This window comes from Bacillus sp. FSL E2-8868, assembly GCF_038005505.1.
Lineage (GTDB): Bacteria > Bacillota > Bacilli > Bacillales > Bacillaceae_G > Bacillus_A > Bacillus_A mycoides.
In genome coordinates this window covers 604513-621891 of sequence record NZ_JBBOTI010000002.1, presented here as the reverse complement: position 1 = coordinate 621891, position 17379 = coordinate 604513, and the positions used below count along the sequence as shown (strand labels likewise).

At 34.7% G+C, this 17379-nt stretch carries 17 protein-coding genes and 1 other annotated feature; of the genes, 14 read left to right on the top strand and 3 right to left on the bottom strand.

Features of this window, described 5'->3' with window-relative positions; genetic code table 11:
• Positions 1-237: 237 nt before the first annotated feature.
• Positions 238-837 carry a nitroreductase family protein gene (locus tag NSS74_RS14190; RefSeq protein WP_002141347.1) on the top strand — a complete coding sequence of 200 codons (600 nt, stop codon included), beginning with the start codon at positions 238-240 and terminating at the stop codon, positions 835-837.
• Between the two features lie 43 nt (positions 838-880).
• Here the strand turns inward: NSS74_RS14190 and NSS74_RS14185 are convergent, their stop codons facing one another.
• A complete protein-coding gene (locus tag NSS74_RS14185) occupies positions 881-1051 on the bottom strand; it encodes a hypothetical protein (RefSeq protein ID WP_002086168.1) in 171 nt (56 codons plus the stop codon).
• A 717-nt stretch (positions 1052-1768) separates the two neighbouring features.
• Here NSS74_RS14185 and entFM point away from each other — a divergent pair.
• A complete protein-coding gene (gene entFM / locus NSS74_RS14180; protein ID WP_002141348.1) occupies positions 1769-3058 on the top strand; it encodes an enterotoxin EntFM in 1290 nt (429 codons plus the stop codon).
• A gap of 166 nt (positions 3059-3224) precedes the next feature.
• On the opposite strand, the gene NSS74_RS14175 is transcribed toward entFM, so the two are convergent.
• A complete protein-coding gene (locus NSS74_RS14175; RefSeq protein WP_002141349.1) occupies positions 3225-3989 on the bottom strand; it encodes an alpha/beta fold hydrolase in 765 nt (254 codons plus the stop codon).
• A 275-nt stretch (positions 3990-4264) separates the two neighbouring features.
• On the opposite strand from NSS74_RS14175, the gene NSS74_RS14170 reads away from it, so the two are divergent.
• From NSS74_RS14170 to NSS74_RS14135, 8 genes are all read left to right on the top strand, one after another.
• The gene (locus NSS74_RS14170; RefSeq protein WP_002031356.1) at positions 4265-6025 is read left to right on the top strand and encodes an ABC transporter ATP-binding protein; all 1761 of its coding nucleotides are present in this window, start codon (positions 4265-4267) and stop codon (positions 6023-6025) included.
• A gap of 86 nt (positions 6026-6111) precedes the next feature.
• On the top strand, positions 6112-6789 hold the full coding sequence (gene hitR, locus NSS74_RS14165) for an envelope stress response regulator transcription factor HitR (RefSeq protein WP_002031358.1): 678 nt from the start codon (positions 6112-6114) through the stop codon (positions 6787-6789).
• On the top strand, positions 6786-7859 hold the full coding sequence (gene hitS, locus NSS74_RS14160) for an envelope stress sensor histidine kinase HitS (RefSeq protein WP_012260763.1): 1074 nt from the start codon (positions 6786-6788) through the stop codon (positions 7857-7859). Before hitR ends, hitS begins: the two co-directional genes overlap by 4 nt.
• A 168-nt stretch (positions 7860-8027) precedes the next feature.
• Positions 8028-8747 (top strand): 3-ketoacyl-ACP reductase, encoded by a 720-nt coding sequence (locus tag NSS74_RS14155; RefSeq protein ID WP_002012353.1) that lies wholly within the window; start codon positions 8028-8030, stop codon positions 8745-8747.
• A gap of 149 nt (positions 8748-8896) precedes the next feature.
• Positions 8897-9568 carry an O-methyltransferase gene (locus NSS74_RS14150; protein WP_088039228.1) on the top strand — a complete coding sequence of 224 codons (672 nt, stop codon included), beginning with the start codon at positions 8897-8899 and terminating at the stop codon, positions 9566-9568.
• A gap of 133 nt (positions 9569-9701) precedes the next feature.
• Positions 9702-10580: an aminoglycoside 6-adenylyltransferase gene (locus tag NSS74_RS14145; protein WP_061674172.1), complete on the top strand. Its 879-nt coding sequence runs from the start codon at positions 9702-9704 to the stop codon at positions 10578-10580.
• A gap of 160 nt (positions 10581-10740) precedes the next feature.
• A complete protein-coding gene (locus tag NSS74_RS14140) occupies positions 10741-11571 on the top strand; it encodes a peptidoglycan-N-acetylglucosamine deacetylase (RefSeq protein WP_215601042.1) in 831 nt (276 codons plus the stop codon).
• 70 nt (positions 11572-11641) lie between these two features.
• Positions 11642-11980 (top strand): SdpI family protein, encoded by a 339-nt coding sequence (locus tag NSS74_RS14135; RefSeq protein WP_002086147.1) that lies wholly within the window; start codon positions 11642-11644, stop codon positions 11978-11980.
• Between the two features lie 44 nt (positions 11981-12024).
• Here NSS74_RS14135 and NSS74_RS14130 read toward each other — a convergent pair whose 3' ends face one another.
• Positions 12025-12633, bottom strand: coding sequence for an NUDIX hydrolase (locus tag NSS74_RS14130; protein ID WP_215601043.1), 609 nt, complete (start codon positions 12631-12633; stop codon positions 12025-12027).
• Between the two features lie 81 nt (positions 12634-12714).
• On the opposite strand from NSS74_RS14130, the gene NSS74_RS14125 reads away from it, so the two are divergent.
• The 4 genes from NSS74_RS14125 to thrB all read left to right on the top strand — a co-directional run bounded on the left by NSS74_RS14125 (position 12715) and on the right by thrB (position 17365).
• On the top strand, positions 12715-13353 hold the full coding sequence (locus tag NSS74_RS14125) for a pyridoxamine 5'-phosphate oxidase family protein (RefSeq protein WP_002012360.1): 639 nt from the start codon (positions 12715-12717) through the stop codon (positions 13351-13353).
• Positions 13354-13589: 236 nt separating this feature from the next.
• Positions 13590-13821, top strand: a binding site (T-box leader).
• Between the two features lie 307 nt (positions 13822-14128).
• Positions 14129-15424, top strand: a complete 1296-nt coding sequence (locus NSS74_RS14120) for a homoserine dehydrogenase (protein ID WP_149190403.1) — start codon at positions 14129-14131, stop codon at positions 15422-15424.
• Positions 15417-16475: a threonine synthase gene (gene thrC, locus NSS74_RS14115; RefSeq protein ID WP_340813832.1), complete on the top strand. Its 1059-nt coding sequence runs from the start codon at positions 15417-15419 to the stop codon at positions 16473-16475. The genes NSS74_RS14120 and thrC overlap by 8 nt, the downstream gene beginning before the upstream one ends.
• The gene (gene thrB / locus NSS74_RS14110; RefSeq protein ID WP_002189304.1) at positions 16472-17365 is read left to right on the top strand and encodes a homoserine kinase; all 894 of its coding nucleotides are present in this window, start codon (positions 16472-16474) and stop codon (positions 17363-17365) included. The genes thrC and thrB overlap by 4 nt, the downstream gene beginning before the upstream one ends.
• Positions 17366-17379 lie beyond the last annotated feature (14 nt).

Below are 17379 nucleotides of genomic sequence, written 5' to 3'. Positions count from 1 at the left end.
AGTAATTTAGATTGTTATAAAAATAAGACAGACAGTTTATTGAACCTTGATTTTGGTGACAATAAACTGTTTTTTTATTTTTTGACGTATAGGAAGTGGAAACTCAAGTGATATCATTTGAGTTTGTTTTTGTTTGTTGATATTATTAAGTTAAGAACTTATTAATAATAAGTTCGAGAGGCATTATATGCTTCGTACATATGATACTGCCTCAAATGAAAATTGGAGGGAATTGTAATGGCAAAAGATTTTTACTCAGCAATTGAAGACAGAAGATCTATTTACGCGATTAGTAAAGAGCAAGTAGTTTCTGATGAAAGAATTCAAGAAGTGATTTATCATGCTGTGAAACATACACCTTCGGCTTTTAATTCTCAAAGTGCAAGAGTTGTTGTATTACTAGGTGAACAACACGACAAATTATGGAATGTTACGAAAGAAACGTTACGAAAAATTGTGCCTGAAAATAATTTTGCACCTACTGAAGAGAAAATGAATGCATTTAAAAGTGGCTATGGAACAGTTTTGTATTTCGAAGATAGTAAAGTAGTAGAAAGTTTGCAAGAGAACTTTGCACTATATAAAGATAATTTTCCTACATGGTCTCAGCAATCTTCTGGAATGTTGCAATTTGCGATTTGGACAGCATTAGAGATTGAAGGTTTTGGTGCTACACTACAGCATTATAATCCGTTGATTGATGAGGAAGTAAAAAAAGAATGGGATGTACCTGAAAACTGGAAGTTAACTGCGCAAATGCCATTTGGTAAACCGGTAGTTTCGGCAGGAGATAAAGAATATCAGCCATTAGAAACTCGTGTGAAAATTTACAAATAAAATAAAAAATAAAAGGTGAACAGAGATATAATCTGTTCACCTTTTATAAGTAGTAAGGATTTTTTTTGTAGGAATTTTTCATCTGATTTTTTAATTTGTTTTTACGTGTTTCAATAGTTGATACTTTTTGTAATGTTATAATTGAAACGAATTGAAAAAAAGCATAGTACAGTTCTATATTTTTATTTATAGGATCATCTATTATGTTTTTCATAAATATATCTCCTTTTTTTATCTCACTATTTGCGGGCAGTAAGGCTTCCATATCAAAATTCAATGATACGTATAGAATACCGACCTGTAAAAGTTCGATTGGTTTCAGTGTGGGGTGAATAAAATTTGTATGGATTAAAATCCTACTTTATATATGATAATATAAATATCCTGAAAATTCCATGGATAGTGAAAAATAGATAGTGGAATGTGTATTTTCGTCAAATTAGAACAGAATTTTTGGAGTTAAATCTTACAAATCGTCAAATCTTTTAAAAACGATGGATAATATCAAAAATAGTTTTCTAAAAATATTATACTATTGATAAAAAAAGCATTTTTTGTCATGATAAGAGTATGCTTCATGGAAGGGACTTTACTAGAAAATACATTCTTTGCATTGTATTAGATTAATAGAGTTTTTTAAAGTGGATAGCAAAAGAAAAATATATATTAAGATAATGAATGGAATGTCGAATTTTCAATGAAATACATAAGAAATTTGAAAAAAGCATTGCAAAAACACACTGTTTAATGATAAAGTTCACATGAAGTTCACACTAAATTCACTTCAATCGTTTAAAATAAACGATGTGTGAAAAATAAAACTCTTGCTAAAAAATGGAACTGGATGAATATTTTACTTTGATAATATTGTAAAGTACTAAGTTTATAGTTTTCTCAAGAGGATAGTAGGGAAAGGAAGTAAAGACAACTTATGAAAAAAGTAATCGCAGGTTTAGCAGCAGCATCTGTAGTAGGTGTAGCAGTTCCTGGAATGGATTCTGCTCATGCACAAGTTTCAAATGATGCGCTAAAAGAAATTAATGGACAAACTCAAACTCAAACGACTGTAACTGAAACAAAAACGGTAGAAACAACTTCTGAATTAAAATACACAGTAACAGCTGATGTATTAAATGTACGTTCAGGTGCTGGTACAGGACATAACGTTATTTCCAAAGTGAAATCAGGTCAAGTACTTCAAGTAATTGGACAAGAAAACGGTTGGTTCAAAGTTAGTGTAAATGGTCAAACAGGTTATGTAAGTGGGGACTTCGTAACAACTGGTGGCAATAAAGGAACTACTACTACTGTTCAGCAAGGAACAGGTACTTACACAGTAAACGTTTCTTCATTAAACGTACGTACAGGCCCAAGTGCATCTCATACTGTTTTAGGTTCTGTAAATAAAGGAAAAACAGTTCAAGTTGTAGGTGAAGTTCAAGATTGGTTTAAAATTAACTTCAATGGTGGAACTGGATACGTAAGTAAAGACTTCGTAACAAAAGGTGGTTCAGCTGTATCTAACGAAACTCAGCAACCAACTACAAACAACAACAATACTACTACAGTTCAAACTGGTGGATCTTATGTTGTTAACACAGGTGCTTTAAAAGTACGTACAGGTCCAGCTACATATAACCCTGTAATTGGTGGGGTAACAAATGGTACAGTATTAAACGTTACTGGCGCTGAAAATGGTTGGTATAAAATTAACCATAATGGCCGCACTGGTTACGTAAGTGCAGACTTTGTTAAGTTTGTAAAAGGCGGAGTGAATAATGTAGTTACTGGTGGTAACCAAGGTACGAACCAAGGTACGAACCAAGTACAAAAACCAACAGCACCAACAGGTGGAGATACATCTTCAATCGCTGGATTCGCTAGATCTTTAAATGGTTCACCATACAGAACTGCTGGTACAACACCTGCTGGTTTTGACTGCAGTGGATTCATTCACTACGTATTAAATCAAACTGGTCATAAAGGCGCTCGTCAAACAGTTGCTGGATACTGGAGCTCTAAAACAAAGACTAACAGTCCACAACCAGGTGATTTAGTATACTTCCAAAATACTTATAAATCAGGTCCTTCTCACATGGGCGTTTACTTAGGTAATGGACAGTTCATCAGTGCAGAAACTGACGCAACTGGTGTACGCATTAGCTCTGTAAGCAACTCTTACTGGAGTAAGCACCTATTAGGTTACACAAAAGCATACTAAGAAAAAGTATTTTATATACTTTTCGTATAGAGAAAAGGCTTTCCAGGGAAACTTGGGAAGCCTTTTTCATAGTTGGATAAACTAACAGTATAGTAGTATTTATCCTGCTATTTGCGGGATAATAATCAGCGGGGATGGACAAATCCCCGCTGATTAAAGTTTCACTTTATGTCAATTTTCCATGCAAAAACTTAGCATATAAATCATGAAAATAGTTTGGACGGAATAAGTTTGCTGCATGACCTGCTAATGGAATTTCTTTATATAAAACGTTCGGAAGAATGGACTTCAAATCAAAGAGACAAGATTTATAGAGATGATCATGTTCTCCCATCACCCATAATATAGGATGGGGAAGTGCTTTTAATTTAGATTTTAAGTCGAATTCTAAGCGGTGTCGTAATGACTCAGCAATAATGGACGAGTGTAATTGTAATCCGAAACGGTAATAAATATTTCGTGAAATAACAGCGAATGGATTTGCCCTTAGTATTCCACTTGGAAAAATAGTACTAGCATACTGAGAAAGCCAAGATGAATATTCATCACCACGTTTTTCCCAAAAATTCTGAAAAACATTATATAAACGGGAAGGGTTATTATAATGTCCACCAATATGACAAATACTCAATACTTTTTCTGGATGCATTTGTGCAAATGTCGTAGAGATATAACAGCCATAGCTTAGAGCGCAAATATGAGCCTTTTTAATTCCCTCTTTTTCATACAAGTTCAATAATTGATCTACGAGGCGCTGTATTGAAAAGTCGATAGCTTCTCCTTTATCGTCGCCGTGACCTAATAAATCATAAGTTATAATGTTGTAGGAGGCAGAAAATCGTTTATGCTCTTTTTTGAAGGCGCGGCGATTTCCAACTAATCCATGAATAAAAATGATTGTTTCCTTTTCGGAATGTGTATTTGTTTGCAAAAAGGATACTCCTTTCAATGCTGGAGATTTATATAGTGTTTTAAATTAGCTAATTGATAAAATTAGTTATATATTTTCTATGCGTAGTCTATAATTTACATAGAATAATAATAAGTACCAGGTAATAATATCAGATATTTATACTTGTTGTAAAGATGAGTTTATATGTATATTTTGTAAAATTAGAAAAAAGTGTGTTTACATTCAGTTTACATTTATAGCGTATTCTAGTTTTAGAAAGAATAGTTTTGTTTATAACGAGGAGATGAACGACAATGGAAGTTAGGAATACAGAAAAGAAAAAAGGGAATTGGAGGCAGTTTTTACGTCTCATTCAAGATACAAATCCACCGAAAGGCATTCTTATTTTTGCATTAATAATGAGCTTACTTTCTACTGGAGCGAGTTTGTTTATTCCAATGCTGACAAAAGGTTTAGTTGATAATTTTTCACTTTCTTCAATTAGTACGGGACAAATTGTTGGATTAATTGCATTCTTTATTATTCAAACAATTGCTGCAGGATTGTCAATTTATTTACTGAATTATATTGGACAAAAAATTGTAGCTGGACTTAGAGAACGATTGTGGAAAAAGGTACTTATTTTACCAGTGTCTTATTATGATCAAAACAGAACGGGAGATACAATTAGTCGTATGACAAATGATACAGGTGTTGTTAAAACATTAATTTCTGAGCATTTGTCAAACTTATTAACAGGCGGTATCTCAATTATTGGGTCATTAATTGTATTATTTGTTTTAGACTGGAAAATGACAATTTTACTTTTAACGGTTATTCCATTATCGGTACTAATTTTAGTTCCACTTGGACGGAAAATGTATAAGATTTCAAAAGCACTTCAAGATGAAACGGCTTCTTTTACTAGTGTATTAACACAAGTACTATCAGAAATTCGTTTAGTAAAATCTTCAAATACGGAAAAAAAAGAATATGAAACAGGTAATACAGGTATCCAAAAATTATTGCAATTTGGTTTGAAAGAAGGAAAAGTGCAAGCATTAATTTCACCTGTTATGTCGTTTGTTTTAATGGCATTGCTTGTTATTATCGTAGGGTATGGTGGAATGCGAGTTTCTAGTGGTGCATTAACAACAGGTGAACTTGTAGCATTTATTTTGTATTTGGTTCAAATTATTATGCCAATGAGTCAGTTATCAATGTTCTTTACTCAGTTCCAAAAAGCAATTGGTGCAACCGAAAGAATTAATACGATTTTAGAATATGAAGTAGAAGATCATGAAACAGGTATGAATGTTACAAATGCGAAGCAGCCGATCGTTATTGAAAATGTACATTTTGAGTATAACGAAGAAGAGAAAATCTTGAAAAATATCGACTTCACGATTGAATCTGGAAAAGTAACGGCGATTGTAGGACCAAGTGGTAGCGGAAAAACAACTTTATTCTCGCTGTTAGAACGTTTTTATGAGCCAACTAGTGGTTTCATAAAATTAGGGAAAGAACCAATTACAGCATATTCATTACAATCATGGCGACGTCAAATTGGTTACGTTTCACAAGATAGTCCGTTAATTGATGGAACGATTCGTGATAATATTTGCTACGGTGTTGAGGGTGAAGTGACGGATGAAGAAATTGAAAAAGTAGCAGCGATGGCGTATGTTGATGCGTTTATTCATGATTTACCAAGTGGATACGCAACAGAAGTTGGAGAGCGTGGTGTGAAGCTTTCTGGAGGGCAAAGACAACGAATTGCGATTGCTCGAGCGTTACTACGAAACCCGCAAATCCTTATGTTAGATGAAGCGACGTCAAGTCTTGATAGTAAATCGGAATCGGTTGTTCAGAAGGCGTTAAATAACTTAATGAAAGGTAGAACAACTTTAGTTATTGCGCATAGACTTTCTACTGTTGTAGATGCAGATAAAATTATCTTTATTGAAAAAGGGAATCTTACAGGAAGTGGCTCACATGATGAGTTATTACGGACACATGACATGTACCGTGAATTTGCAATGCAACAATTGAAAATTAAAGAAGGAGCATTATAGAATGAAAACAAACAGTGAAGGGGCACTTCACTGTTTGTTGATTTTAGAGTGCTAAAAAGTATGTTAAGCAGAAAGGATATGATTCCTTGATACCCAAAATTTTAATTGTAGATGATGATCCGCACATTAGAGAACTTGTTTCTGTATTTTTGGAACGAGAAGGTTTTCAAACATATGAGGCCGTTGATGGATTAGATGCTCTTCGAAAAATAGAAGAAGTGAAAGTCGAAATGGCGATTATTGATATTATGATGCCAAATATGGATGGGTTTGATTTATGTTATGAATTAAGAAAATACTATGATATCCCAATTCTTATGCTGACTGCTAAAGGTGAAACATCTCAAAAAGTAAAAGGATTTCACCTCGGAACAGATGATTATCTTGTAAAACCATTTGATCCTTTAGAATTAGTTGTGAGAGTGAAGGCATTATTGAAACGTTACCAAATTACAGTATCGCAATCTATTCAAGTTGGGAATGTACTGTTAAATCGTAAAACATTTGAAGTTAACGTTGGAGAACAAACGGTGACGCTGCCGCTAAAAGAATTTGAGTTGCTCTTTACATTAGGATCTAAAGCGGGAAGAACTTGTTCAAGAGAGCAATTAATAGAAGACGTATGGGGATATGATTTTGAAGGGAATGAACGCACGCTAGACGTTCATATTAATCGGTTGCGTGAAAAGTTTCAAGAAGAGCTATCAAAGTTTAGTATAAGGACGATAAGGGGCTTAGGGTATCGCTTAGAGGTAAGTAAATGAGAAAAAGAGAAAGAATGAGTAAGATGAAGATGTTAAAAGTAATGGGGGCGATAGTAGCGCTCTTTGCTTTTCTTACTATAATTTGGTCAATAGCCTTTTTTGTATCGTCTAGTGTAATGAAAGCTTTTGAAATAAACGTATCGCCTTTTATTACTTTTCTAATTAGTGATATGGTCGGCTTTGTTTTTATCGTTCTTATTTGGACATTAATCGGAATTTTAATGAGACCGAAGCGAGAGGCGATGATTTGGACGATCATTGAACCGATACAAAAAATTGCAAAAGGGGACTTCTCTGTAAAAATACGGAATGAAGAAAAGTATGATGGTGAAATTGGTGTGCTTGTAAAAAGTATTAACGATATGACGGATGAACTTAATGCAATGGAGAAAATGAGACAAGAATTTGTATCGAATGTTTCTCATGAAATACAGTCGCCATTAACATCTATTAAGGGATTTGCTCGAGCGCTACAAGATGATAATCTACCAGTTGAAAAAAGAAAACATTATCTTACTATTATTGAAACTGAAACAACGCGATTATCTAAATTGAGTCAAAATTTATTGAAGCTAACACTTTTAGAGTCAGAGGAGTATTCACCAGAAAGAGCTACTTATCGATTAGATCAACAGTTGAAACAAATTGTGTTAAATAGTGAGCCTCTTTGGGATGAAAAAGGACTTGAGCTAGATCTTGATATGGATAAAGTGTGTGTTACTGCAGACAAAGAAAGTATGAGCCAAGTATGGATTAATTTAATTCATAACAGTATTAAATTCACACCAAATGGTGGCATGATTACAATTCATTTAAAAGAACATAAAGAATTCCTGGAAGTAAGTATTCATGATACGGGAATTGGTATATCCGAAGAACAGAAACAACATATTTTTGAACGTTTTTATAAAGCGGATTCTTCACGAAACCGTGCTTATGGAGGAAGTGGATTAGGTCTAGCAATTGTAAAAAAAGTACTCGACCTTCATCAAGGAAAAATAAAAGTTGAGAGTGTAGAAGGAAATGGTACAGAATTTATTGTGCGTATTCCAAATCATGAAGAAAAATAGTGTTAGAAGGAGGCCTTCTAACACTATTTTTCTTTAAAAATGCATTTACCATTACTATAGTTACCTATAAGTAACCTACGCACATAAAAGTGCATCATTGCCTTTTTACATAAACATAGCTACACTTTTAATATAATAAACAACTGAGAAGATTAAGGAGTGTTACACTTGGCAGAATTATTACAAGGAAAAAATGCTTTAATTACAGGAGCAGGTAGAGGGATTGGTCGCGCTGTAGCGATCGCATTAGCGAAAGAAGGCGTAAATGTTGGTCTTTTAGCTCGTTCAGAAGAAAACTTAAAAGCAGTTGCGAAAGAAGTAGAAGCAGAAGGCGTAAAAGCTGTTATTGCGACTGCTGACGTATCTTCATATGAAGAGGTAACTACTGCAATTGAAACATTAAAAAACGGTTTAGGATCTATCGATATTTTAATTAATAACGCTGGTATTTCTAAATTCGGTAAGTTTTTAGAATTAGAAGTTGCTGATTGGGAAAAAATCATTCAAGTAAACTTAATGGGTGTATACTATGCAACTCGTGCAGCTTTACCAAGTATGATTGAACAACAATCTGGTGATATTATTAATATTTCATCTACAGCAGGACAAAAAGGTGCACCTGTAACAAGTGCATATAGTGCTTCTAAATTTGGTGTTCTTGGTTTAACAGAATCGTTAGCGATGGAAGTTCGTAAACATAATATCCGTGTAACAGCTTTAACACCAAGTACAGTAGCAACTGACATGGCTGTAGACTTAGGATTAACTGATGGAAATCCTGATAAAGTAATGCAAGCGGAAGATATTGCAGAGTTTATCGTAGCGCAGCTGAAATTAAATAAACGTACATTTATTAAATCAGCAGGACTTTGGTCTACTAATCCGTAAGGGATAAATATAAAGTACAAAGAAGGGACATCTATTCTGTAATGGAGTGGGTGTCCCTTCTTTATTTTTTGTGTATGAAACGGAATTTTCGATATAATTAAATGTGAATGGTAGATAAGTATTAAAAACTTTAAGGGGATGGTATTTACATGAGTACGATTGAGAAATGGACGGCTGTTGATCAATATATGAGTGATGTATTAATACCGAAAGACTCTACATTAGAAGAAGTTCTTCAAGCAAATGCTTCAGCTAATTTGCCGGCACATGATGTATCGCCAACGCAAGGGAAGTTTTTACAACTATTAGTACAAATCCAAGGAGCTCGTAACATATTAGAAATTGGCACTCTAGGCGGATATAGTACAATATGGCTTGCAAGAGCATTGCCATCTGGAGGGCGAATTGTTACATTAGAAGCAAGTGAAAAGCATGCTGAAATTGCACGGAGCAATATTGAGCGTGCCAATTTGAATGATAAAATTGAAATACGATTAGGATTAGCGTTAGATTCTTTAAAACAAATAGAAAATGAGAAGTATGAACCATTTGATTTTATTTTCATAGATGCGGATAAACAAAATAACCCTGCTTATTTTGAATGGGCACTGAAACTATCACGCCCTGGTACTGTAATTATTGGGGATAACGTAGTACGTGAAGGTGAAGTTATTGACAATACTAGTAATGACCCTCGTGTACAAGGGATACGCCATTTCTATGAGCTAATAGCTGCTGAGCCGCGTGTAAGTGCTACTGCGCTTCAAACTGTAGGAAGTAAAGGGTACGATGGGTTTGTAATGGCAGTCGTAACAGAGTAATGTAAGGAGGAAAAAGGGATGAAAAAGAAGTTTCAAAAATTATAACGTGTATCTTGTACAACGAATTTAGCTCGTGGACCTCCAATTTACATAGCTTTATATTATATATTAAAAACTTGGAGGCTATAAGAAGATGAGAACTGAAAAAGAAATGTTAGACTTAATTATAAATACAGCAAAAGAGGATGAAAGAATTCGAGCTGTCATCATGAATGGGTCACGTGTGAATCCAAATGTGAAAAAAGATTGTTTTCAAGACTATGATATTATTTATGTTGTAAAAGATATACAATCTTTTACGTGTAATCATAGTTGGATTAATAGATTTGGAGAAATAATGATTGTGCAAATGCCGGAAGAAATGTCGTTACTTCCAGCTGATAAAGACGGGAAATTTCCTTATTTAATGCAGTTCATGGATGGGAATCGAATTGATTTAATGCTAGTTCCAGTTGATTTAATAAATAAATTTATTGGACAGGATAGTTTAAGTGAATTACTACTGGATAAAGACAATTGTATTGGAGAATTTCCGCCAGCAAGTGATAAAGATTACGTTATAAAAAATCCTACAGAAAAAGAGTTTTTCGATTGCTGTAATGAATTTTGGTGGTGCAGCACAAATGTAGGGAAAGGGTTATGGAGAGAGGAACTTTCTTATGCGAAAGGAATGCTTGAAGGCCCAATGCGAGATATGTTAATCGTAATGATAGAATGGCATATTGGCATGAAAACAAATTTTACAGTGAATACCGGAAAGTTTGGTAAGCATTTCGAGCAATATGTTGAAAAAGATACGTGGGAGCAATTTAGAAAGACATTTTCAAATGCAGAATATGAAAATATATGGGAGTCATTCTTTGTAATGGGTGATTTATTTAGGGAAGTTGCGAACGAAATTGCTAACACATATGGATATCAATACCCGCAAGATGATGATGACAAAGTGACAAGCTATTTAAAACATGTGAAAGTTTTGCCGAAAGATAGTACATCGATTTATCCCGCATAAACGGGCAGTAAAACCCCCACTGATTAAAGTTTCACTTTATTAATTGTATAAAGCAGTAAGACTGTCCTAATTACGGACAGTCTTATTTTTGTTCATGAATAAGAATTTCTCTAACAAAGTACAGATGAATCACATATGAAATTTTAGGGAGGTTTTTATCATGTATTATTTTTATGCGCCAGAAATGTTCGTTCCATTTCCTTTGGGGCTAGAACGCAATATTTCGTATGCTTATATGCCATATCATTCATTTTATTATGGAGACTATGTAAATGCGATGCCATACGCATTACATGTTCCTCAAAATTATGAAGCCCAAATAAAAGAAGAGGATCGAGGGTCATGGACACCATTTACATGGGTTGAAAAATATGCGTATGCATTTTCAGGACCATACAATAAAGCGGAAGTAGCTCTTACATTTGATGATGGACCAGATTTAGTATTTACGCCAAAAATTTTAGATAAGTTAAAACAATATAATGTAAAAGCTACTTTTTTCTTACTTGGTGAAAATGCAGAAAAGTTTCCGAATGTAGTAAAGCGTATCGCGAATGAAGGGCATGTAATTGGTAATCATACGTATAATCATCCGAATTTAGCGAAAGTAAATGAGGCTGAGTACCGTAATCAAATTATAAAAACGGAAGAAATATTAAATCGTTTAGCTGGTTATGCTCCTAAATTTATACGTCCACCGTATGGTGAAATACTTGAAAATCAATTGAAGTGGGCGACGGAGCAAAATTTTATGATTGTACAGTGGAGTGTTGATACAGTTGATTGGAAAGGGGTAAGTGCGGATACGATTACAAATAATGTGCTAGGGAATTCATTTCCAGGAAGTGTCATACTTCAGCATTCAACTCCAGGTGGACACTTACAAGGATCTGTAGATGCGCTAGACAAAATCATTCCACAGTTAAAAACGAAAGGGGCACGTTTTGTAACACTTCCAAGTATGTTCCAGACATCTAAAGAGAGAAAATAAAAATGTTAATAATTGGAATTTTAAGAGTTGTATAGTATAATGAAGGTGTAAGTTAGGGGGGATATAATTGATGGATGCACTAGTAAACGTAGGAATGAGCATATTGATTGGTATTATATTTATACTTGCGGCACTTATTCTTCAAAAAAATCCACCGACGGATATTAACGCAGCATATGGTTACCGTACGAAACGATCTATGAAAAATAAGAAATTATGGGATGCAGGTAACAAGTATAGTGCAGAAGTGATGAAACAAAATGGATTCATCATGATATTAATTGGAAGTGTGATTAGTATACTGTTTAGATATCCACATACAATGATTGCGATTATGATTGTTATGCTGTTATTAATTATACGATTATTTATACGAGTAGAGAAAAAATTAAAGATACTTGAGCAATAAAAAAATAAGACTCCCGAATAAAGTAAGCTGGGAGTCCTATTTTTTTATAAACTATTTTTGTTTAGCGATTCTTGTCCTTGCACTATAACAAATTCATAGTATTCAAGATCATAAGGATAAATATCTTCAAATGTTATCGTTATCGGATTATTGTTTAAAACAGAATTAGTCGTTAAAGATGAAATCTCTCTTCTTAATAGTTGTAGAAAAGAAGCCGCATGTACTTTCATCACATCGTCTACTTCTTCACCTGGTGCAAATGGAAGTGGTTTTATTACATTGTGGAAATACATATGACAAAACTCACGATCAGTAAGGCTTGAAATTTCATAATCTATTTTATAGATTCCTTTGTATGTTAAATCATTCGTTTGGAAGGAAAGACCCAGTTCTTCCTCAATTTCACGTAGACCGCCAATTAGTACATCTTCATCATGCATAATATGTCCGGCGGATGTAATATCCCATATACCCGGGGCTTCTTTTTTATTATTAGAGCGTAATTGGAAATATAAGAACATATCCTCAGCATCTTTTTCTACAAACCAGCAATGAAATGTTTCGTGCCAATCACCGTCACGATGCACGTCATCACGTAATTTCTTTCCAAGTGTATTTCTTTCAGGATCAAATATTGTTAACCACTCTGTCATTTTAATTCCCCTTTCTGCAAATTTTATTATACAATATTTGTATTGAATTTTGGGAAAATAAAGAAAAAGGAGTGATTATTAGTGAAGATAGAGAATAAGGAAATAAAATCAATAATTTCAACTGAGGAAGAATTACGACAAATATTGGGGCAACCAAGTGAACGGGCTTTGAAAAAAGTTATTTCATCACTTGATCACCATTGTGTAGATTTCCTGTCTAAATCGCCTTTTCTAGTATTATCTACTGCAAATAAATTCGGAGAGTGTGATGCTTCGCCGAGGGGAGACGCACCTGGATTTGTATATGTATTAAATGAAAATAAAATTATCATCCCAGAAAGACCGGGTAATCGTCGTATAGACTCTATTTTAAATATAATTTCAAATTCGCACGTAGGGTTAATCTTTTTTATTCCGGGTCTTGGGGAAACACTCCGAATAAACGGTAAAGCATATATTACGAACGATGAAGAAATTTTGAAAGAAATGCAGGCGAATGGACGCAATCCGTTACTTGGAATTGTTGTTGAAATAGAAGAATGCTATATTCATTGTGCAAAAGCTTTTATTCGTTCAAAAATGTGGGATCCAGAGTCATGGTTAAATAAAACAGAGCTACCTTCAGCACCGAAAATGTTAATGGAGCATGCGAAAGTGAATGCTTCAGAAGAGGAAGTTGCACGTTCTTTAGAAGAAAGTTATAGGGAAAGATTGTATTAAAAATTATTTTTTAAATATAGTGTTGAAGTATGAAACTCTAAACGTTTTAGAGTGAGACTTTAACTATGAATATTGTTAATTTGTATGTGATGAATATATGTGCAAGAGAATACATCTGTATTAGATGATTTATTATTTTAAAATATAATTATTCATATTCTTAAAAATTGTGAAGAAAAATAGGCTTGCTTTTTAAAAAGTTGATAACTATAATAAGTTAACAAATAGACATGAACGAAAAAGTAACGATAAGGACATGAGATGATTTTTACGGTTTACAGAGAGGGAAGACAAGGCTGTGAGCTTCCTAACACGAAAAATGATCTTACCACCTTTGAACTTCAATAGTGAACGAGTAATCTAGTAATTATTGACGGTATCAGCCGTTATCTGAACTTGAGCAATCTAGAAGAAAGTAAGTCTAGGTTGGAACAAGGGTGGAACCACGAAAACACATTCGTCCCTTTCCTAGGGATGAGTGTGTTTTTTTATCCCGCATTAACGGTCAGTAAGATTCCCATCTCAAAATTTGGCGGATGCGAGGGAGTAAGACGGGAGATCAACTGTCCGTAAAAGCCCGATTGGTTCAACTAATAATCAGTGAGGAATGGACAAAATCCCCACTGATTAAAGTTTCACTTTATTACTTTGAAAGGAGGTGCGGTAACATGAAACGATTAGTACGTACGGAAATAACCACCACCTGTATGATTAAAAAGCAGAGTAAGGTGATTCACAGGTGTAACAATTAAACTATTTAGGAGGAGATTAGAAAATGAATAACGTTATTAATGTTGGGGTATTAGGATTAGGTACTGTCGGAAGTGGTGTTGTCCATATTTTGAAAGAACATTATCGAAAGATCGCTCTTGATACAGGATATGAAGTAAAGGTAAAGACAGTCGTTGTACGTGATTTGGAAAAGGAACGTGATGTTTGCATTGATGGAATCGTAGTAACAAGTAATGTAGATGAAGTTCTAAATGATTCAAATATTGATATTGTAGTAGAGGTAATGGGCGGAATTGAAGAAGCAAAACAGCATATTGTTACGGCTTTACAAAATAAAAAACATGTTGTAACAGCAAATAAAGATTTAATGGCCGTATACGGTGCGGAGCTTTTGCAACTGGCAAATAAAAATGAATGTGACCTATGTTACGAAGCGAGTGTAGCCGGTGGGATTCCAATATTAAGAGGATTATCAGACGGGCTAGCTTCAGATCAAATTGAAAAAATAATGGGAATCGTAAATGGAACAACAAATTATATGTTAACAAAGATGAGTCAAAATGGATGGTCGTATGAAGAGGCTTTACAGGAAGCGCAAAAATTAGGGTTTGCAGAATCAGATCCGACAGCGGATGTAGATGGACTAGACGCTGCGAGAAAGGTAGCAATTCTTGCAAACTTAGGTTTTTCGATGAATGTTTCTTTAGATGATGTTCAAGTTAGAGGTATTCGAAAGGTTGAAAAAGAAGATTTAGAGATGGCCGAAAAATTAGGATTTACAATGAAATTAATTGGTAAAGCAGAGAAACAAGGATCAGCCATTCATTTAAGTGTAGAACCGACTTTATTACCAAGGCATCATCCGTTATCGAATGTAAATAATGAATTCAATGCGGTGTATGTTCACGGTCAAGCAGTAGGGGAAGTGATGTTTTACGGACCTGGAGCTGGGAAGTTACCAACTGGTTCTGCTGTAGTAAGTGATATTATTTCAATCGTTAAAAATATGAATCAAGTTCCGAAAAATAAAAGTGCGTTAAAAGAACCAGAGCCTTACGAATTACAAGGAGATGAAGAAGTAGTTTCGAAATATTTCTTACGTATTTCATTACGAGATGAGCCAGGGATGTTGCGAAAAGTAACGGAATGTTTCGTTAATTATTCTGTAAGTTTAAAAGAAGTTATTCAATTACCTTTAAATCGCGAACTTGCAGAAGTCGTTGTTGTGACGCATCGAACTTCAAAATATCAATTCGAACAAGTTTTAGGGGCGATAGAAGATGTCGCAAGTGAAATAAACAGTTACTACATTATTGAGGAGGAAAAACAATATGTATAAAGGACTATTAAAACAGTATGCTTCTTATTTACCAGTGAATGAAAACACACCTGATGTCAGCTTAATGGAAGGGAATACACCTCTGATTCCATTATTAAATATATCAAAGCAATTAGGAATTCAGTTATACGGGAAATATGAAGGAGCGAATCCAACAGGTTCTTTTAAAGACCGTGGCATGGTAATGGCAGTTGCAAAGGCGAAAGAAGAAGGGGCAGAGGCAATTATTTGTGCATCTACAGGTAATACATCGGCATCAGCTGCCGCATATGCGGCACGCCTCGGAATGAAATGTATTATCGTAATACCAGAAGGAAAGATTGCGCATGGGAAATTAGCGCAAGCAGTTGCTTATGGAGCGGAGATCATTTCAATAGAAGGGAATTTCGATGATGCACTTAAGGCTGTAAGAAATATTGCTGCAGAAGAGCCGATTACATTAGTAAACTCAGTAAATCCTTACCGAATTGAAGGGCAAAAAACAGCGGCATTTGAAATTTGTGACCAGTTGCAAAACGCACCAGATGTTCTAGCTATCCCTGTTGGAAATGCTGGGAATATTACAGCATATTGGAAAGGGTTCTGTGAATACGAGAAAGAAAAAGGCTATAAGAAGCCCAGAATTCACGGCTTTGAAGCGGAAGGAGCGGCGGCAATTGTAAAAGGACATGTCATTGAGGCACCTGAAACGATTGCAACAGCGATTCGCATCGGTAATCCGGCAAGTTGGCCGTATGCAGTAGAGGCTGCCGAACAGTCTAATGGTGAAATAGATATGGTGTCAGATGAGGAGATTTTACATGCGTATAGATTGTTAGCAAAAACTGAAGGAGTTTTCGCAGAGCCAGGATCAAATGCTTCATTAGCGGGCGTAATTAAACATGTTCAATCTGGAAAAATCAAAAAAGGCGAAACAGTTGTTGCAGTTTTAACTGGAAATGGTTTAAAAGATCCTGATATCGCAATTTCTTCTAATAAATTTGATATTGCAAGTGTGTCAAATGATATAGAACAAATTAAAGATCATATTAAAGGGGTGATTATGTCGTGATACCATTAAGAGTTCGTGTTCCTGCTAGTACAGCGAATGTTGGACCAGGATTTGATTCTGTTGGAATAGCTTTGTCATTATATTTAGAAGTAAGTGTAAAGGAAGAAGCTGATAAGTGGCAAGTGATACATTCTTTTGACGATTCAATTCCAAAAGACGATAAAAATTTAATTGTTAGCACGGCATGTAAAGTATGTCCTTCTTTATCACCCCATATAATAGAAGTTACTAGTAATATTCCGCTGACAAGAGGGCTAGGAAGTAGCGCATCAGCGATTGTAGCAGGAATAGAGCTTGCGAATCAACTTGGAAATTTATATTTAACAACTGATCAAAAGGTTCAAATTGCTACAAACTTTGAAGGACATCCAGATAATGTCGCTGCTTCTATTTTAGGTGGAACTGTAATCGGAGCACTTGATGGAAAAAATGTTTCGGTTGTAAGGATTGAAAGTAAGGAATTAGGCGTAATTTCTCTTATTCCGAATGAAGAGCTAAATACGGATGAAAGTCGATCTGTATTACCAGAGATGTTTCCGTTTCATGAAGCGGTTAAGGCTAGTGCGATAAGTAACGTATTAGTAGCTGCGTTATGTCAAAAGAAGTGGGAAGTTGTAGGTGAAATGATGGAAAGAGATCATTTCCACGAGCCATATCGTTTAGAACTTGTACCGTTATTACCATCAATTCGTAAATGTGCAAAAGAATTCGGAGCATATGGAACAGCGCTTAGTGGTGCGGGACCATCCATTTTTATTTTAACTCCGTACGAGAAGCGTAAAGAAATAGCTGACCAATTAGCGAGAGTATTTGCAGCTATGAAAGTATGTGAGCTTGAAATTGATCATAAAGGGATTACTGTAAATAAGGAAGAACATATTGGATTATAAAGAAAGCTAGCATC